We start from the raw sequence: 17,161 nt of genomic DNA on the forward strand, positions 1-17,161 counted from the left end.
GGAACACATGCCGCAAGATATCGTCCCGCTGAAACGCGCCCTCATTTCTGTCTCGGACAAGACCGGGCTGACAGAGTTTGCAAAGGCGCTTGATGCAGCGGGTGTCGAAATACTTTCGACGGGCGGCACAGCGAAGGCGCTGCGCGATGCTGGCATCGCGGTCAAGGATGTGTCCGAGGTAACGGGTTTTCCGGAAATGATGGATGGCCGCGTCAAAACCCTGCATCCGGTGGTGCATGGCGGCCTGCTGGCCCTGCGCGATGACGACGCGCATCAGGCCTCGGCGGCCGAGCACGGGATCGGCATGATCGACCTGCTGGTGGTTAACCTCTATCCGTTCGAGGAGACCGTCGCCAGGGGCGGCAGCTATGAGGATTGCGTCGAGAATATCGACATTGGCGGCCCGGCCATGATCCGCGCTGCGGCCAAGAATCACGCCTTTGTCGGTGTGGTCGTGGATGTCGAAGATTATGACAGCGTTCTCAAACAGCTTGCCGCGCAAGGCGGAACCGACCAGGCGATGCGCAAGAAACTGGCGCAGACGGCCTATGCGCGGACCGCCGCCTATGATGCTGCAGTTTCGAACTGGATGGCCGGCGCTGTTGGTATTGAAACCCCGCGCCGCCGTGCTTTTGCCGGAACGCTGGCACAGGGCCTGCGCTATGGTGAGAACCCGCATCAGCATGCGGCCTTCTACACGACCGGCGAAATGCGCCCCGGCGTTGCCAGTGCCCGGCAGTGGCAGGGCAAAGAGCTATCCTACAACAACATCAACGACACCGACGCCGCGTTTGAACTGGTTGCGGAATTCGATCCCGCTGAAGGCCCGGCCTGCGCAATCATCAAACATGCGAACCCTTGCGGCGTCGCCCGCGCCGATACTGCGGCAGAAGCCTATCGCCGTGCGTTCGACTGCGACCGGACGTCCGCCTTTGGTGGAATCATTGCGCTGAACCAGACGCTTGACGGTGATACGGCAAGAGCGATAACAGAGATATTCACCGAAGTTGTCATTGCGCCTGACGCGACCGAGGAAGCCAAAGAGGTGTTTGCGGGCCGCAAGAACCTGCGCCTTCTGACGACAGGTGGCCTTCCGGACGTGGAATCTGCGGGAACATCTTTCCGTCAGGTGGCGGGCGGTTTCCTTGTGCAGTCGCGCGACAATGGCCGCATCGCACTGCCGGAACTGAAGGTCGTGACCAGGCGGCAGCCCACCGATGACGAAATGGCCGATCTTCTTTTCGCCTGGCAGGTCGCCAAGCATGTGAAATCCAACGCTATCGTCTATGCAAAGGAACTCGCGACGGTGGGTATCGGTGCCGGTCAGATGAGCCGCGTTGATTCGACCCGCATCGGTCGTAGCAAGGCGCAGGATATGGCAGAAGCTCTCGCCTTGCCGTTGCCGCTGACCTCTGGTTCCGCGGTGGCTTCTGACGCGTTTTTCCCGTTTGCCGACGGGGTCGAGGCGCTTGCCGATGCGGGTGCTGCCGCGGTTATCCAGCCCGGAGGTTCCATGCGCGATGCAGAGGTGATCGCCGCCGCGGACGCACGCGGCCTTGCGATGGTGTTCACCGGCCAGCGGCACTTCCGTCACTGATGGCGAAAGAAGCGACCAAGAAACCGGCGGCAGCCAAGGCATCCAAACCCGCATCGCGGTCACGGACCAAGGCGCAGCCCGTTGCCGAGCCTAACACATTGCGTGTGCTTGGCTGGGTGACGCTGGTGATTTTGCTGCTGGATCAGATCACCAAATATTATGTCGTCCACATCCTGCGCCTTGACCTCGTGCGCGAGATAGAGGTGCTGCCGCCTTGGATCAACTTTCACATGGCGTGGAATCAGGGGATCAATTTCGGTCTGTTCAGGTCGTCCGAAGATATTGTCCGCTTGGGACTGATCGCGCTGTCTTTGCTGATTTGCGCGGCGCTGTACATCTGGATGAGACGCACCCGCCCCGGCTGGCCTTCGCAATTGGCGGCGGGGCTGCTGATTGGCGGCGCCATTGGGAATGTGATTGATCGGATTTACTACGGTGCGGTCGCGGACTTCCTGAACATGTCTTTGCCGAACTGGCGCAACCCCTACAGCTTTAACGTCGCAGATATCGCCATATTCCTTGGTGCATTCGGCCTCATCCTGATGCCACCGCAAGGCAGAGATGCCGATAAAGACAAGACCCGTGACGCGCCTTCAAAATCGGGCTAGAACGGGCAGCAACGAATTACGGGGGACCCTGATGCGGGCTATTTCTGTGTTGATCGGTGCGGCGGCACTTGCCGGTTGCTCCAACGATCCGCAGTTGCATAATATTTCGGCGGGTCGCGATACCCCCGATGAATTTGCAATTCTGCCAACCCGTCCACTGTCGATGCCGCCGGATCTCAACCAGCTTCCGCAACCGACGCCGGGCGGGGCGAATATCACCGACCCCAATCCCAAGGGCGATGCGGTCGCGGCACTTGGCGGCGATCCACAGCGGCTGGCACCGACAGGTATCGGTTCGGCAGATGGCGCGCTTGTGAATTACGCCTCGCGGTTGGGTGTTACGCAGGGCATCCGCCAGCAGCTTGCGCAGGAAGATGTGGAATGGCGTGCGAACAATTCGCGGCGCCTGCTGGAAACATGGGCACGGACGGATGTCTACTATCGCGCTTACGAACCCATGACGCTGGACAGCTGGGCAGAGGATCTGCGTTGGAAACGCGCAGGCGCAAGAACGCCGACCTCGCCGCCGGTTCTGGATTGATCTGAAGCCTCCTCACCCGGTCGTGATTTGCCGGGAGGGGCGACAGACAGCATTTTCGCCCTGCTTTTGCTTTTCTGACGGGCCCTTGTGAAAGGATCGCCTATGCGCGCGCTTTATATAGCGGCTATTCTTGCTGCTTCCCTTACCACACAAGCTGATGCAGAGACGCCCCCCGGCGTGACCAGCTTCACGCTGGACAACGGCATGGAAGCGGTCGTGATCGAAGATCATCGCGCCCCGGTTGTTGTGCAGATGGTTTGGTACAAAATCGGCTCTGCCGATGAAGTGGCCGGAAAAACCGGCCTTGCGCATTATCTGGAACATCTGATGTTCAAAGGCACCGAAAAGCTGGAGCCGGGCGAGTTGTCGAAGACTGTAGCCGCGAATGGCGGCATGGATAACGCCTTCACCAGCTATGACTTCACGGCGTATTTCCAACGTATCGCCAGTGATCGCCTGCCGCTGATCATGGAAATGGAATCGGACCGGATGCAAAACCTTCGCGTTGGCGAAGAAGACTGGCAGGCAGAACGTCAGGTCGTGCTGGAGGAGAGGGCGCAGCGCACCGACAGCGATCCCGCCGCTTTATTCGCAGAAGAACGGACGGCGGCGCAGTTCCTGAACCATCCCTATGGGCGCCCGGTCATTGGCTGGCGCGATGAGATGATGGCCCTGACCCGTGCCGATGCGCTGAAATGGTATGAAGATTACTACGCGCCCAACAACGCGATCCTGATCCTTGCCGGCGACGTGACGCCCGACAAGGCGCGCGAACTGGCAGAGCAGTATTACGGCTCGATCCCCGCGAAAGCAGGGGTAGAGCGTGCCGCCCGCCCGCAAGAACCGGATCAGCGAGCGCCGCGGCGTGTAACCATGCGCGATCCGCGCGTACCGCAGCCGCGCATGACCCGCAGTGTGCTGGTTCCTGAACGCAATCCTGGCGATCAGAAAACGGCGGCGGCGCTCAGCGTGCTGGCAGAGCTTCTTGGTGGTGCGCCGCAAACATCGGTTCTTGGGCAGAAGCTGGTGATGACCGGGCAGGCGCTTTATGCCGGTGCGGGCTATGAAGGTTACGCGGTCGATCGGACGAGCTTTTATTTTTCGCTGATTCCCGCCGATGGTCAGACTCCGGAAGAAGCAGAGGCAGCGCTTGATGAGGTTCTGGAAGACTTCCTGACCGAAGGGCCGGACCCGGCCCAGCTTGAACGGATCAAGACACAGATCCGCGCGAACCAGATATATGAACAGGATTCGGCCCACGGTCGCGCCTACCAATACGGGCAGGGGCTTGCGACCGGGCTGAGTGTCGAAGACGTCAGCGACTGGCCCGACATCCTGGCAGAGGTCACGGCAGAGGATGTCATGGAAGCCGCTGATCTTGTGATGAACAGCACCGCGACCGTCACCGGCTGGCTTTTGCCGGTTCCGACCGAAGGCATGCTGTCAGAAGACGGTCGAAGGGCGGTGGAAGAACTGGCCGCCGATCCGCAGTTCGGTGCAATTCCGCCAGAGACGGAATCCGAATCGGATGCTGCATCAACCGATGAGGCGGCAGAACCCGCAACGACCGAACCCCAAGACGAAGAGGTCACAGAATGAGCTTCTTGCGCGCCATACCGTTTCTGCTCGTCAGCCTGATCGTCACCCCGGTCGCGGCGACCGAGATACAGGAAGTGACCTCGCCCTCGGGCATCAAGGCCTGGCTGGTTGAGGATCACAGCATTCCCTTTACCGCCCTGAACATCGCCTTCCGTGGTGGCGCCAGTGTTGATGCGCCCGGTAAGCGCGGCGCCATCAACCTGATGACCCATACGCTGGAAGAGGGCGCGGCTGACATGGACGCCACCCAGTTCGCCGCCGCGAAAGAGGCACTGGGTGCACGGATCAGCTTTGATGTTGGTGACGACGCGCTGACGGTCTCCAGCCAGATACTGTCAGAAAACCGGGACGAAGCGGGCGCGCTTATCGCGGCCGCTCTGGTCGAGCCGCGTTTTGATGAGGATGCCGTTTCGCGGGTGAAGGGGCAGATCGCGTCGATCATCCGGTCCGAGGATACGGACCCCAACTCCATCGCCAGCAAAGCGCTTGCCAAGTCGATCTGGGGCAGCCATCCATACGGCTCCTCGATCAACGGGACGGCTGAATCGATTTCGTCACTGGGTCCGCAGGACATGGTAGAGGCGAAAAACAGGGTCGTTGCCCTGGATCGTGTCATTGTCGGCGCAGCCGGTGATATCACACCGCAAGAGCTTGGCGTTCTTATCGACCGGATTTTGTCGGACCTGCCTGCAACCGGAACTGTTCCCTTGCCCGAACAGGCGCAGTTCAGCGAAACCGCCAGTACCGAGGTGATCGACTGGGACAGCCCGCAAACCGTGATCAGCTTTGCCTTGCCCGGCCTGAGCATGGACGATCCGGATTATTTTGCTGCCTTCGTGGCGGATCATATACTGGGTGGCGGGGGTTTCTCGTCCCGCCTCATGGAAGAGATCCGTGAAAAGCGTGGTCTGACTTATGGCGTCTATACCTCGCTGGTGAACGGCGTTTATGGCCAAAGCTGGATGGGCGGGATGTCAAGCTCCAACGCAACCGCGGCCGAAGCGGTTGAGCTGCTGAACGCTGAACTGGCGCGGATGGGAGAGGGCGTGACCGAGCAAGAGCTTGCCGATGCCAAGACATATCTGACAGGTGAATATCCGCTGCGATGGGACGGCAACGCTAAGATCGCCGGTATTCTCGCAGGGATGCAAATGATCGGACTGCCGATTGACTATCCCGACTACCGCAACGAACGGATTGAGGCTGTCACCGCAGATGACGTCGCCCGCGTGGCACGTCAGCGGCTTTCGGATGACCGGCTGAACCTCGTTCTTGTCGGACGCCCTGAAGGATTCGCCCCGTGAGCACTGCCTGATATGCCAAAGAAGGCCGCGCAATCCATGAGGATGCGCGGCCTTTTATCTTACTTTGCGACCTTGCCCCGTACGAAACAGGGGCTGGTCGCTGGTCAGCAACGTTACTTAACCTGAACTGCGCCGGACCCACCAAGGGCTGCACCAGCGACAGCGCCAGCCGGGCCAGCGACAACCGCGCCGGTCGCTGCGCCGGTCGTGGCGCGGGTGGCGGCGTTTTCACCGCAGGCCGACAGGGTCAGGGCGGCACCAAAAAGAGCAATTGCAGCAAGTTTCGTCATGGTAATTCTCCTGGCGGTGTGTGTTTTGAAGCTGCCATTCAACGAACATCACAACGCAAAGTTTCGTGACTCCGCCTGTGAGCATTCCGAATCATTTCATCGAGGCTGCAGCGGTGCTAGATATAGGGGCATGAACAACCACACCCCCCAGATACGCCCTGTTATTCGTCAGCTTGAGGACAGCGTTGCAAACAGAATTGCCGCTGGCGAGGTTGTGGAACGTCCGCCATCAGCGGTGAAGGAATTGGTGGAAAACGCGCTTGATGCCGGGGCGCGACGCATTGATGTCACGATTTCGCAGGGCGGCAAGGCGTTGATCCGCGTCGAGGATGATGGCTGCGGCATGACGGCCGAGGACCTGCCTCTGGCGCTGTCGCGACATGCGACCTCTAAAATCGACGGTTCGGACCTGCTGGACATTCACAGCTTCGGCTTCAGGGGCGAGGCCTTGCCAAGCCTTGCTGCCGTGGGGCGACTGACCATCACGTCGCGGGCGGAAGCAGACGGCGCGGTCATCAAGGTCACAGCCGGGCATGCAGAGCCCGTGCGCCCCGCCGCAGCGAACCGGGGAACGGTTGTCGAGTTGCGCGATCTGTTCTTCGCCACCCCGGCGCGGCTTAAATTCTTGCGGAGTGAAAGGGCGGAAACTCAGGCTGTGGCCGATGTGATCCGTCGCCTCGCAATGGCAGAGCCATCGGTTGGGTTTACGCTTCACGATGACGACAGGCTGCTGTTCCGTGCCGATGCCGAACAGGGCGATCTGTTCGATGCGCTTCATGCCCGCCTTACCCGCGTCATGGGCAGGGAGTTCATAGATAACGCAATTCGGATAGAGGCAGAGCGGGACGGGGTCCGTCTGACCGGCTTTGCTGCTCTTCCGACATATTCTCGTGGCGCGGCCGTCGCTCAGCATGTTTTCGTGAATACGCGCCCGGTGCGGGACAAGCTGCTGACCGGCGCGCTGCGGGCCGGCTATATGGATGTGCTGCCGAAGGGCCGGTATCCTGCAGCTGTACTGTATATCGACTGCGCCCCGCATTTTGTCGACGTCAACGTGCATCCGGCCAAGGCAGAGGTGCGGTTCAGGGACCCTTCACTTGTGCGGGGGCTGGTGGTTTCCACCCTGCGCAATCAACTGGCACAGAACTCGCGGCAGACGTCGGATACCGTTGGCGCCGCGACTTTGGCTGCATTTCGTGCGGAGGTTGCCCCTCAGCCCGGTGCCCGCCACCCAGGCTATCAGATGGAGTACCGGCCTTCACAACGGGCGATACAATCTGCCTATGTCGCGCAGTCCCCGGGTTTAGATGGCTTCTCCGACGCTCCTTCCGCCCGGTTTGAGCCAGAGCCGGAAGCGGCTGTGCCTTCTGACACGCTGCTTGGCGCTGCGCGTGCGCAATTGCATGAGAATTACATCATCGCGCAGACGTCGGAGGGCATGGTTATCGTTGACCAACATGCGGCCCATGAGCGTCTGGTGTACGAGCGGTTGAAGGCCCAACTGGCCGAGAAGGCGATCACGAGCCAGGCGCTGCTGATACCCGAGATTGTCGAATTGCCTGCCGATGACGCCGAACGTGTTCTGGTGGTGGCCGATGAACTGGCTGAACTCGGCCTGCATGTGGAAGCCTTTGGTCACGGTGCCGTTGCCGTGCGCGAGGTGCCGGCGCTTCTGGGTAAGGTGGATGCAACCGCGATGATCCGCGATATTGCCGATGATCTGGCCGAACAGGGCGCATCAGACAGACTGAAAGCGCGGGTCGATGCTGTGTTGTCGTCCATGGCCTGTCATGGTTCGGTCCGCTCGGGGCGACGCATGACGGCAGATGAAATGAATGCGCTTCTGCGCGAGATGGAGCGGACGCCGCGCTCTGGCCAGTGCAATCATGGCAGGCCGACATGGATCAGGCTGTCGCTGACCGATATCGAAAAGCTGTTCGGACGTAGGGATTGAGCGAGCCTGCGTGCACAGGTGAACGTTCTCTGTCGATCGCTGCGCAAGGTTGAGGTGGTTTATTCCCGTGAACACGGCTACAAACCGACGGCGCCGTGCCCTTCAAATCGGTCCGGCGCGAACGGAAACGCGAAAAGGGCCGCGAAATGAGTGACGTCGCAAACATGTCCTTCGAGGACGCCATGAAAGAACTTGAAAGCGTCGTGTCGAGGCTGGAAAGCGGCAATGCTTCGCTGGAGGATTCGATCAAGCTGTATGAACGTGGCGCCGCGTTGCGCGCCCATTGCGAGGCACGCCTGCGCGAAGCGGAAGAGCGGATTGAAAAAATCACGCTTGCGCAGGGCCAGCCTACCGGCGTGACCAAGGCCGGAGAACAGTAATGGACAGACGGATGGAGGAGGTCAGGTCGCAGGTCGAAACCATTCTGAATGCGGCAATGACGAAGTTGCCCGAAGGCGAGTTGAGCGACGCCATGCGTTATGCCTGTGTAGGGGGTAAAAAGCTGCGCGCCTTTCTGGTGATGGAATCCGCGCGGCTGCACAACATCGCAGATGATGCGGCGTTTCCAGTTGCAGCGGCAGTAGAGGCTTTGCACGCATATAGCCTGATCCACGATGACCTTCCGGACATGGATAATGACGATCTGCGCCGCGGTATGCCGACCGTGCATGTCCAATGGTCGCCGGCCACCGCGATTCTGGCTGGCGATGCCTTGCAGACCCTTGCGTTCGAATTGCTGACCGATCCTGCCATCGGGGACGAGGCTGTGCGGTTGCGCTTGGTGAAATCCTTCGCGCATGCCGTTGGCGGCTCTGGCATGGTGCACGGGCAGATGATGGATATCGCGGCCGAGAATGCGGCTGTTCCGCTGGACCTCGCCGGTATCTCACGGATGCAGGCGGCAAAGACCGGTGCGCTGATTTCCTTTGCGGCGACGTCCGGGGCCCTTATGGCGGACGCCGAAACCGAGGCGCTGCGGATTTATGCGGCCAAGCTGGGTTTGGCGTTCCAGATCCATGACGACATTCTGGATGTGACGGGCGATCAGGAAACGATCGGCAAGCGCGTCGGCAAGGATGCCGAGGCGGGCAAGGCGACCTTTGTTTCGTTGCTGGGGCTGGAAGGCGCGCGCGCCCGAGAGGCAGAGTTGATTGATAAGGCGGTGGCAGCGCTTTCACCATATGGTGATGCGGCTGGAAACTTGCGCGATCTGGCGCGTTTCGTTATCGACCGCCAAAGCTGAACGCCCCGGAAAGGGTCGCCATGAGCCAAGATCAACCCAAGACGCCGGTTTTGGACCGGGTCCAACTGCCATCTGACATGAAAGCACTGTCGGACCGAGAGCTGCGGCAGCTTGCCGATGAGCTGCGGGCCGAAACCATCAGTGCGGTGTCCGTGACCGGCGGGCATCTGGGCGCGGGCCTGGGTGTTGTGGAGCTGACGGTCGCGCTGCACGCTGTTTTCGATGCGCCGCGCGACAAGATCATCTGGGACGTTGGCCACCAGTGCTATCCGCACAAGATCCTGACAGGTCGCAGGGACCGTATCCGGACATTGCGGACAGGTGGTGGCCTGTCCGGTTTCACCAAACGTTCGGAAAGCCCATTCGATCCGTTCGGCGCGGGGCACAGTTCGACCTCGATCTCTGCGGCGCTTGGATTCGCAATGGCACGCGAACTTGGCGGCGATCCGGGTGATGCGATTGCGGTGATCGGTGATGGCGCGATGTCGGCAGGTATGGCGTTCGAAGCGTTGAACAATGCCGGTCATCTTGGCAAGCGGCTGTTCGTCATCCTCAACGATAATGAGATGTCGATCGCGCCTCCTACAGGTGCGCTGTCGACCTATCTGACGAAGCTTTATACCGAGGGTCCGTTTCAGGAGTTGAAATCAATGGCCAAGGGCGCTGTTGGTTTTCTGCCGGAACCAATTCAGCAAGGCGCGCGCCGTGCCAAGGAAATGCTGAAAGGCATGGCTGTCGGCGGCACCTTGTTCGAAGAGCTTGGCTTTTCCTATATCGGGCCGGTTGACGGTCACGATCTGGACCAGCTTCTGCCGCTTCTGCGCACGGTCAAGGCGCGTTCGAACGGGCCTGTTCTGATCCACACGATCACCCGCAAAGGGAAAGGTTACGCGCCGGCCGAAGGCTCTGCAGACCGCGGTCATGCGCGTGGCAAGTTCGATGTCATCACGGGTGAGCAGGCGAAGGCCAAATCCAATGCACCCAGCTATACCAGCGTATTCGCGAAAACACTGATCGCCGAGGCAGAGCGTGACGACAAGGTGGTTGCCGTTACGGCTGCGATGCCTGACGGGACCGGGCTGAACCTTTTTGCCGAGCGTTTCCCGCGGCGCTGCTTTGATGTGGGTATTGCCGAGCAACATGCGGTGACTTTCTCGGCAGGTCTCGCGGCCGGGGGGCTGAAACCATTCTGCGCGATCTATTCGACCTTCCTGCAGCGTGGCTATGATCAGGTTGTCCATGACGTGGCCATCCAGCGGCTTCCGGTGCGCTTCGCCATCGACCGGGCCGGCCTTGTCGGTGCCGATGGTGCGACCCATGCCGGGGCGTTCGATGTGGGCTTTATGTCCAGCCTGCCCGGAATGGTCGTCATGGCCGCGGCTGACGAGGCTGAGCTTGTTCATATGGTGGCAACCGCCACGGCATATGATGACGGGCCGATTGCCTTCCGTTTCCCGCGCGGTGAGGGCACAGGGGTGGATATGCCCGAACGCGGTGTTCCGTTGGAAATCGGTAAGGGCCGGATCATCGCAGAGGGCAAGCGCGTCGCGATCCTTTCTTTTGGCACGCGCCTGTCAGAGGTGATGAAAGCGCGTGAGGCGCTGATCGCGCGTGGCATCACCCCAACCGTTGCCGATGCACGTTTTGCCAAGCCGCTGGATCAGGGCATGATCCTTGATCTTGCTGCCCGGCACGAGGCGTTGATCACGATCGAAGAGGGCGCGGTCGGCGGCTTTGGCAGCCATGTTGCTCAGCTTCTGTCCAACAGCGCAGTGTTCGATCAGGGGCTCAAGTTCCGCTCGATGGTGCTGCCGGATACCTTCATCGATCATGACAGCCCGGCGGCCATGTATGCCAGTGCCGCCATGAGTGCCGCCGATATCGAGGCAAAGGTGCTTGAAGTTCTGGGTGTGGCGTCCTTATCTGCGCGGGCCTGAATGCCTTCCAGACGAAAGATGCCCAATGTCCCGACACACCCATGCCGACGCCCATCCTGACGATCCGCATTTCATTTCGCGATCCGGCTGGCTGAGGGCGGCTGTCCTTGGTGCGAATGACGGGATCGTTTCCGTTTCCTCGTTGCTGGTCGGAATCGCAGCATCGGGCGCCGATCGTCATGGCGTGCTGCTGGCGGGCGTGGCCGGGCTGTCTGCCGGCGCCTTGTCCATGGCTGCGGGTGAATATGTCTCTGTCTCAAGCCAGTCGGATATTGAGCGCGCGGATATCAAGCGAGAGACGCGGGCGCTGAAAGAGGACCCTGAAACAGAGCTGCGCGAATTGGCGGAGATCTATGAGGCACGCGGCCTTGCACCTGAAACGGCGTTGAAGGTAGCGCGGGAAATGACGGAATATGATGCATTGGGCGCGCATATTCGTGATGAATTGGGATTGTCCGATGTAACTGCGGCCAATCCGCTGCAGGCTGCGGCGACCTCGGCGCTGACATTTTCAGCCGCTGCTGCGGTGCCGCTTCTTGGTGCTCTTGCCGCGCCGGAAGGTGCGCTGATCCCGTTTGTGCTTTTTGCGACGCTGCTGGCGCTTGCCGTGCTGGGATTCATTGGCGCAAGAACCGGCGGTGCGCCATGGGGCCGCGCGGTGGTTCGGGTGGTATTCTGGGGATGCGTTGCGATGGGTGTGACCGCGCTGATCGGGCGAATATTTGGCGTGGCGATGGGGTAGGAAGATGCTGAAGCGGATTGTGTTACTGGCATTGCTGGCAGCAACGCCTGCGGCTGCAACGCAGGAATATATCCTGCCAACGCTGTTCGATGTTTCGGGGGTCGCCGTTGATGATGTCCTCAACATCCGCGCAGCGCCGTCGGCCTCTGCCGAGATCATCGGAGAACTGGCTCCCGATGCCATGGGAGTGGAGGTTGTCGGTTTGGATCGCAGCGGCAACTGGGGCCAGATCAATACGGGCGAGCGGGCAGGCTGGGTGTCGCTGCGCTATCTGCAATACCGCAGCGATGTCTGGTACGATGGGCAGTTGCCCGAAGGTTTTTCCTGCGGGGGCACGGAACCTTTCTGGGGATTCCGAGAAGACGGCAATGGCGGCCTTCAGTGGGAAGAACCCGGTCACAGCACCAGCATGACAGTTGAGCGCGTTCTGAGCACCGGCATCTTTCGCGACCCTCGGCGGATGATCTATGTCGAGGATGACCACAGCCTCATGGTGGCCAGCGTCACGCCAAAACAGTGTTCAGACGGCATGTCGGACATGCAGTTCGGACTTGAGGCCACCGTTCTACTGCAAAGCCGTGATGCACCTGCACAGATGTATACCGGCTGTTGCAGCATTGCGCCGCCGCGCTAGGCCATCAGCACAAGAAGCGCCGTGAAAACAGCCATCGTGCCCGCCCCGATCGCGGCAGAGCGCCAGTGGAACGGTCGCGGCTGAGGGTGCTTTGGCTCCTCCGCCCGCTGACGCGCACGCCATAGCGCATCTTCCAGCAGGGCAGGCATCAGCGGCATGGCGCGTTGAAGGGTCATGACGATCTGCTTGCTGTCACTGAGCAGCGCACGCGGGCCGAGATTGGCCTTGATGTAGTCTTCGACGACGGGACGCGCAGCGTTCCAGATATTCAGGTTCGGATCAAGCGAACGCGCGACCCCTTCGACAACAACCATCGTGCGTTGCAGCAGAATAAGCTCTGTCCGGGTCTGCATCCCGAAACGCTCTGTCACCTCGAACAGATAGCCCAGCAGGTTTGCCATCGAAATCCGCGTCGCGTCTGCACCGAAGATCGGCTCACCAACCGCGCGCAGGGCACGGGCAAAAGCCGCCGGATCGCGGTCACGCGGGACATAGCCTGCCTCGAAATGAACTTTGGCGAGGGCATCGTAATCGCGACGGATAAAACCCATCAGGATCTCGGCATAGATGCGGCGGGTGTATTCGTCGATTTCGCCCATGATACCAAAATCATAGGCGATGAGGTCGCCATTGGGCGCGACCTTCAGATTCCCCTGATGCATATCGCCATGAAAGAACCCATCGCGCAGGGCGTGGGACAGGAAAAGCTGCAAAATCCGTTCTGCCAGTGCAGACGTGTCGTGACCCGCGGCGCGGATCGCCGCCACATCGCCAAGCGAAATTCCTTCTGCCCAGTCCGAAGTCAGGATGCGGCGTGATGTCAGCTCCCAATGCGGCTTTGGCACCTCAAACTGCAGGTCGTCCTTTGTATTCTCGGCAAACAAGGATGCCGATGCGGCCTCCAGCCGAAGATCGAGTTCACCACTCACGACGCCTTCAAAATGGCTGACCACGTCTTTGGGCCGCAGCCGACGGGTAGAGGGAGAAATCGCCTCGATCATGTCGGCGCCGAAATGAAAGGCGTCGATATCGCGCGAAAAGGCTGTGGTTATATTGGGTCGCAAAACCTTCACCGCGACCTCTTTCCCGTTATCTGCGCGTCGGGCACGATGAACCTGCGCGATAGACGCAGCCGCCACCGGGTCGGAGAATTCGCTGAACATCTGATCCAGCGGCATACCCAGATCGGCTTCGATCATGGCCTTGGCCTGCGCGGTCGGGAAGGGCGGAAGCTTGTCTTGCAGATAGCTGAGCTGATTTGCCAGATCGACACCGACAACATCGGGGCGCGTCGAAAGGATCTGGCCGAACTTGATATAGGCCGGACCCAGTGCCGTGATGGCCCGCGTGACAGGCGGAAGCGACGGATCTCCCCCATATCCAAGCCAGCGAAATGGCCAGCCGAGGATGCGCGCTGCTGCACGGACATTGCGCGGTGCGTCGACCGCATCAAGCGCGACACCCATGGCGCCGGTGCGCTCGAAGGTGGCGCCCGTTCTGATGAGGCGCCAGATATTATGTGGCCCGCGCATCCCTACAGCTTCCAGCCCGAATGCAAGGCGGCGATGCCCATCGACATGTTGCGATACTGGACACGTTCGAATCCCGCCTCCCCGATCAGCGCGGCAAAAGCGTCCTGGTCGGGGAAGCGGCGGATTGATTCCACCAGGTATTGGTAGCTGTCGCGATCATTCGCCACCATCTGGCCAAGCGCCGGAATGACATTGAAGCTGTAGCGGTCATAGGCCCATTGCATCGCAGGAACGGGAAGCTGGCTGAATTCCAGCACCATAAGCCGCCCGCCGGGGCGGAGGACGCGGAACGCCTCTGCCAAAGCGTCCGGGATGCGGGTGACGTTACGGATGCCGAAGCTGATCGTATAGCGATCAAAGCTGTTATCAGCGAAGGGCAGGGCCATCGCATCGCCCGTGACCCATGACAGGCTGTCGGCGAGGCGTTCGGCCTCGGCCCGTTTGCGGCCTTCGACCAGCATGGATTCGGTCATGTCGCAGACCGTGACCTCTGCCCCTGGTGCCCGGTCAAGAAAGCGGAATGCGATGTCGCCAGTCCCGCCAGCCACATCCAGCAGCCGTTGGCCGTTGCGCGGGGCCAACCAATCCATCATCGCGTTTTTCCAGATCCGATGAATCCCGGCGCTCATCAGGTCGTTCATCACGTCGTAACGCGATGCGACACGCGAGAAGACGCCGTGGACCATCCCGGCTTTCTCGTCTTCGTCCACGGTCTGAAAGCCGAAATGGGTTTGCCTGTCGCTCATCGCTCTTGCCGTATTAGGTTTCGGGGCACAATTAAGGGTGAAACCCCGCGGCCACAATGCGACGAAAGCGACGAAGATGCCAGAACTGCCCGAAGTCGAAACAGTGCGCCGTGGTCTGCTGCCCCATCTGGAAGGCCAGCGGATCGCAAAGCTGACGCTGAACCGCGACGGTCTGCGGTGGAAATTCCCCGTCGACCTTGTCCAGGTCGCGACGGGTGCAACCGTGACCGGTCTGCGCCGGCGTTCCAAATATGTGCTGCTGGACCTGGATCGCGATGCGTCGATCCTGATCCATCTGGGCATGTCCGGCCGGATGCTGATCGAGGGGCAGGGCGTGGGTGATTTTCACCGCGATCCTTCGATCCTGCCGCGTCATGATCATGTCGTGATCGAGACGGGGTCCGGTACGCGTATCACCATGAACGATGCACGCCGATTCGGTATGGTGGATCTGATCCGAGACGATGCCTCGCCGATGCTGGACGGGCTGGGGCCGGAACCGTTGGGTGATGAATTTGATGGCGCGCGCCTTGCTGCCGCCTTCGCCGGAAGAAAGGCACCGGTAAAGGCGCTTTTGCTGGATCAGCGTGTGGTTGCGGGTTTGGGTAATATCTATGTGTCAGAGGCATTGCATCGCGCCGGGATCGACCCGCGCCGTGCCGCTGGTCGGATCGGGCGCAAGCGGCTGGACGATTTAAGCGGTCATATCAAGGATGTACTGGTCGAGGCGATTGCCGCAGGTGGATCATCCCTGCGCGACCATCGCCAGGCAAGCGGAGAGCTGGGCTATTTTCAGCACAGCTTTCGCGTCTATGGCCGCGAGGGTCAGGAGTGCCCCCGTTCAGGCTGTGGTGGGAAGATTCGCCGGATCGTGCAATCCGGCCGTTCCAGCTTCTGGTGCCCAAACTGTCAGCGCTGAGTCTAGCCAGCCGCTCATGCCTTTGTTAGGACAATGCGATCCGCAACCGTCAGGGGCAGCCCATGGGTTACCAGAATATCAACGTCGAGATCACAGATTATGTCGCATTGATCCGGCTTAACCGACCCGACGCGCTCAACGCGCTCAGCAGTGGGTTGCTGGCAGAGCTTACGGCAGCGCTGAAAGACGCCGACAGCAATGAAAAGGTCCGCTGCATTGTCGTAACCGGCAGTGAAAAGGCTTTTGCGGCAGGCGCCGACATCAAGGAAATGTCCGAAAAGACATTCGCCGATGTCTATGATGAGGATCTGTTCACCGGCCCGACCGAAGCGATTCTGAGCGTGCGCAAACCGATCATCGCCGCCGTTTCAGGCTATGCGCTTGGTGGCGGGGCAGAGCTTGCGATGGCTTGCGACTTTATAATCGCCGCCGACACCGCAAAATTCGGTCAGCCCGAAATTAATCTTGGGGTGATTCCCGGCATCGGCGGCACGCAGCGCCTGACGCGCTTTGTCGGCAAGTCCAAGGCGATGGACATGAATCTGACCGGTCGCTTCATGGATGCCGAAGAGGCAGAGCGTTCCGGCCTCGTCAGCCGTGTCGTGCCTGCCGCAAAGCTGATTCCCGAAGTTCTGACCATCGCGCGCAAAATAGCCGAGAAATCGCAGGTCGCCGTCAAGGCCGCGAAAGAGGCCGTCAATCGCAGCTATGAAACCACCCTCCGTGAGGGGCTTCAGTTTGAACGCCGCCTGTTCCACTCGTTGTTCGCGACCGAGGATCAGAAGGAAGGCATGGCCGCATTTCTGGAAAAGCGTGAGCCGCAGTTCAGGGACCGCTGATTCTGCTTGGCTTTTCGGCCCGGCGCCTGTATAGGCCCGGGCTTACATGCGCGTGGGCCCGCTTCAGGCAAGAATCATGACCATCCGATTCGGATGGTGCCGTGGGGCTTTTGCGTAACCGAGATCGAAATTCGAATAGCAAACAGGACCCGTACCCATGGCAAATACGCCCCAGTCCAAAAAACGCGCCCGCCAGATCGAGCGCCGCACGGAAGTTAACAAAGCCCGTCGTTCGCGCATCCGCACCTACCTGCGCAAGGTCGAGGAAGCGATTGCATCTGGCGATGCAGATGCTGCGAAATCTGCCCTGCAGGCAGCTCAGCCGGAAATCATGCGTGGCGTGACCAAGGGCGTCTATCACAAGAACACCGCCTCGCGGAAAATCTCTCGTTTGGCTTCCCGCGTGAAAGCCGTCGCCGCGAAATAATTCTGCGCCATATGGTGAAGCAATTATTAATGAAAAGTTAATGCTAGGGCGCACCATTCGGTGCGCCCTTTGTTTTTTCCGACTGCAAGGTTCTGAATTTTCAACAGTTTCAGGCAACCCTCTGGATTTGCGACGGGATTGTGACAAGCGTCCCGGATTCGTTCCTGTGATCTTTCTGTCAAGCGCGAAGATCGGTTGCGAGAGCACCACGAGAACGTCTAACTTCGATCCTGCGATTCACGTCGCCTT

General features: G+C 60.3%; 17 protein-coding genes. 14 read left to right on the forward strand and 3 right to left on the reverse strand.

Annotated features, from left to right (window positions below; all coding sequences use genetic code 11):
* Positions 1–7: 7 nt before the first annotated feature.
* The 5 genes from purH to PAF20_RS16635 all read left to right on the forward strand — a co-directional run bounded on the left by purH (position 8) and on the right by PAF20_RS16635 (position 5,649).
* Positions 8–1,597, forward strand: coding sequence for a bifunctional phosphoribosylaminoimidazolecarboxamide formyltransferase/IMP cyclohydrolase (gene purH, locus PAF20_RS16615; protein WP_271071706.1), 1,590 nt, complete (start codon positions 8–10; stop codon positions 1,595–1,597).
* Positions 1,597–2,205 carry a signal peptidase II gene (gene lspA / locus PAF20_RS16620; RefSeq protein WP_271071707.1) on the forward strand — a complete coding sequence of 203 codons (609 nt, stop codon included), beginning with the start codon at positions 1,597–1,599 and terminating at the stop codon, positions 2,203–2,205. Before purH ends, lspA begins: the two co-directional genes overlap by 1 nt.
* A 31-nt stretch (positions 2,206–2,236) precedes the next feature.
* On the forward strand, positions 2,237–2,746 hold the full coding sequence (locus PAF20_RS16625; RefSeq protein WP_271071708.1) for a DUF3035 domain-containing protein: 510 nt from the start codon (positions 2,237–2,239) through the stop codon (positions 2,744–2,746).
* Positions 2,747–2,848: 102 nt separating this feature from the next.
* Positions 2,849–4,345 (forward strand): M16 family metallopeptidase, encoded by a 1,497-nt coding sequence (locus PAF20_RS16630; RefSeq protein ID WP_271071709.1) that lies wholly within the window; start codon positions 2,849–2,851, stop codon positions 4,343–4,345.
* Positions 4,342–5,649 carry a M16 family metallopeptidase gene (locus tag PAF20_RS16635; RefSeq protein ID WP_271071710.1) on the forward strand — a complete coding sequence of 436 codons (1,308 nt, stop codon included), beginning with the start codon at positions 4,342–4,344 and terminating at the stop codon, positions 5,647–5,649. The genes PAF20_RS16630 and PAF20_RS16635 overlap by 4 nt, the downstream gene beginning before the upstream one ends.
* A gap of 113 nt (positions 5,650–5,762) precedes the next feature.
* Here the strand turns inward: PAF20_RS16635 and PAF20_RS16640 are convergent, their stop codons facing one another.
* Complete coding sequence (locus PAF20_RS16640; protein WP_271071711.1) at positions 5,763–5,939, reverse strand: hypothetical protein; 177 nt, start codon at positions 5,937–5,939, stop codon at positions 5,763–5,765.
* Positions 5,940–6,069: 130 nt separating this feature from the next.
* Here PAF20_RS16640 and mutL point away from each other — a divergent pair, with 130 nt between their 5' ends.
* The 6 genes from mutL to PAF20_RS16670 all read left to right on the forward strand — a co-directional run bounded on the left by mutL (position 6,070) and on the right by PAF20_RS16670 (position 12,449).
* Complete coding sequence (gene mutL, locus PAF20_RS16645; protein ID WP_271071712.1) at positions 6,070–7,893, forward strand: DNA mismatch repair endonuclease MutL; 1,824 nt, start codon at positions 6,070–6,072, stop codon at positions 7,891–7,893.
* 146 nt (positions 7,894–8,039) lie between these two features.
* The gene (locus PAF20_RS16650; RefSeq protein ID WP_271071713.1) at positions 8,040–8,273 is read left to right on the forward strand and encodes an exodeoxyribonuclease VII small subunit; all 234 of its coding nucleotides are present in this window, start codon (positions 8,040–8,042) and stop codon (positions 8,271–8,273) included.
* A complete protein-coding gene (locus PAF20_RS16655) occupies positions 8,273–9,136 on the forward strand; it encodes a polyprenyl synthetase family protein (protein WP_271071714.1) in 864 nt (287 codons plus the stop codon). Before PAF20_RS16650 ends, PAF20_RS16655 begins: the two co-directional genes overlap by 1 nt.
* A gap of 20 nt (positions 9,137–9,156) precedes the next feature.
* Positions 9,157–11,073, forward strand: a complete 1,917-nt coding sequence (gene dxs, locus PAF20_RS16660; RefSeq protein ID WP_271071715.1) for a 1-deoxy-D-xylulose-5-phosphate synthase — start codon at positions 9,157–9,159, stop codon at positions 11,071–11,073.
* 25 nt (positions 11,074–11,098) lie between these two features.
* Complete coding sequence (locus PAF20_RS16665) at positions 11,099–11,815, forward strand: VIT1/CCC1 transporter family protein (protein ID WP_271071716.1); 717 nt, start codon at positions 11,099–11,101, stop codon at positions 11,813–11,815.
* 4 nt (positions 11,816–11,819) lie between these two features.
* A complete protein-coding gene (locus tag PAF20_RS16670) occupies positions 11,820–12,449 on the forward strand; it encodes an SH3 domain-containing protein (RefSeq protein ID WP_271071717.1) in 630 nt (209 codons plus the stop codon).
* On the opposite strand, the gene ubiB is transcribed toward PAF20_RS16670, so the two are convergent.
* Positions 12,446–13,981 (reverse strand): 2-polyprenylphenol 6-hydroxylase, encoded by a 1,536-nt coding sequence (gene ubiB, locus PAF20_RS16675; RefSeq protein WP_271071718.1) that lies wholly within the window; start codon positions 13,979–13,981, stop codon positions 12,446–12,448. The two genes, PAF20_RS16670 and ubiB, sit on opposite strands and share 4 nt — an antisense overlap.
* Positions 13,982–13,983: 2 nt before the next feature.
* Positions 13,984–14,727 (reverse strand): bifunctional demethylmenaquinone methyltransferase/2-methoxy-6-polyprenyl-1,4-benzoquinol methylase UbiE, encoded by a 744-nt coding sequence (gene ubiE, locus PAF20_RS16680; RefSeq protein ID WP_271071719.1) that lies wholly within the window; start codon positions 14,725–14,727, stop codon positions 13,984–13,986.
* 76 nt (positions 14,728–14,803) lie between these two features.
* Between ubiE and mutM the strand changes: the two genes are divergently transcribed.
* The 3 genes from mutM (at position 14,804) to rpsT (ending at position 16,912) form a co-directional block, all read left to right on the forward strand.
* Complete coding sequence (mutM, locus tag PAF20_RS16685) at positions 14,804–15,646, forward strand: bifunctional DNA-formamidopyrimidine glycosylase/DNA-(apurinic or apyrimidinic site) lyase (RefSeq protein ID WP_271071720.1); 843 nt, start codon at positions 14,804–14,806, stop codon at positions 15,644–15,646.
* Positions 15,647–15,708: 62 nt separating this feature from the next.
* Positions 15,709–16,485 carry an enoyl-CoA hydratase gene (locus PAF20_RS16690; protein ID WP_271071721.1) on the forward strand — a complete coding sequence of 259 codons (777 nt, stop codon included), beginning with the start codon at positions 15,709–15,711 and terminating at the stop codon, positions 16,483–16,485.
* Positions 16,486–16,642: 157 nt separating this feature from the next.
* Positions 16,643–16,912 (forward strand): 30S ribosomal protein S20, encoded by a 270-nt coding sequence (gene rpsT, locus PAF20_RS16695; RefSeq protein ID WP_271071722.1) that lies wholly within the window; start codon positions 16,643–16,645, stop codon positions 16,910–16,912.
* Positions 16,913–17,161 lie beyond the last annotated feature (249 nt).

Source organism: Paracoccus albus, from assembly GCF_027913035.1.
GTDB lineage: Bacteria > Pseudomonadota > Alphaproteobacteria > Rhodobacterales > Rhodobacteraceae > Paracoccus > Paracoccus albus.

Bases quoted from the DNA above. Each gene is read 5' to 3' on its own strand.
- purH (WP_271071706.1), top strand. From the start codon at position 8: ATGCCGCAAGATATCGTCCCGCTGAAACGCGCCCTCATTTCTGTCTCG.
- lspA (WP_271071707.1), top strand. From the start codon at position 1,597: ATGGCGAAAGAAGCGACCAAGAAACCGGCGGCAGCCAAGGCATCCAAA.
- PAF20_RS16625 (WP_271071708.1), top strand. From the start codon at position 2,237: ATGCGGGCTATTTCTGTGTTGATCGGTGCGGCGGCACTTGCCGGTTGC.
- PAF20_RS16630 (WP_271071709.1), top strand. From the start codon at position 2,849: ATGCGCGCGCTTTATATAGCGGCTATTCTTGCTGCTTCCCTTACCACA.
- PAF20_RS16635 (WP_271071710.1), top strand. From the start codon at position 4,342: ATGAGCTTCTTGCGCGCCATACCGTTTCTGCTCGTCAGCCTGATCGTC.
- PAF20_RS16640 (WP_271071711.1), bottom strand. From the start codon at position 5,939: ATGACGAAACTTGCTGCAATTGCTCTTTTTGGTGCCGCCCTGACCCTG.
- mutL (WP_271071712.1), top strand. From the start codon at position 6,070: ATGAACAACCACACCCCCCAGATACGCCCTGTTATTCGTCAGCTTGAG.
- PAF20_RS16650 (WP_271071713.1), top strand. From the start codon at position 8,040: ATGAGTGACGTCGCAAACATGTCCTTCGAGGACGCCATGAAAGAACTT.
- PAF20_RS16655 (WP_271071714.1), top strand. From the start codon at position 8,273: ATGGACAGACGGATGGAGGAGGTCAGGTCGCAGGTCGAAACCATTCTG.
- dxs (WP_271071715.1), top strand. From the start codon at position 9,157: ATGAGCCAAGATCAACCCAAGACGCCGGTTTTGGACCGGGTCCAACTG.
- PAF20_RS16665 (WP_271071716.1), top strand. From the start codon at position 11,099: ATGTCCCGACACACCCATGCCGACGCCCATCCTGACGATCCGCATTTC.
- PAF20_RS16670 (WP_271071717.1), top strand. From the start codon at position 11,820: ATGCTGAAGCGGATTGTGTTACTGGCATTGCTGGCAGCAACGCCTGCG.
- ubiB (WP_271071718.1), bottom strand. From the start codon at position 13,981: ATGCGCGGGCCACATAATATCTGGCGCCTCATCAGAACGGGCGCCACC.
- ubiE (WP_271071719.1), bottom strand. From the start codon at position 14,727: ATGAGCGACAGGCAAACCCATTTCGGCTTTCAGACCGTGGACGAAGAC.
- mutM (WP_271071720.1), top strand. From the start codon at position 14,804: ATGCCAGAACTGCCCGAAGTCGAAACAGTGCGCCGTGGTCTGCTGCCC.
- PAF20_RS16690 (WP_271071721.1), top strand. From the start codon at position 15,709: ATGGGTTACCAGAATATCAACGTCGAGATCACAGATTATGTCGCATTG.
- rpsT (WP_271071722.1), top strand. From the start codon at position 16,643: ATGGCAAATACGCCCCAGTCCAAAAAACGCGCCCGCCAGATCGAGCGC.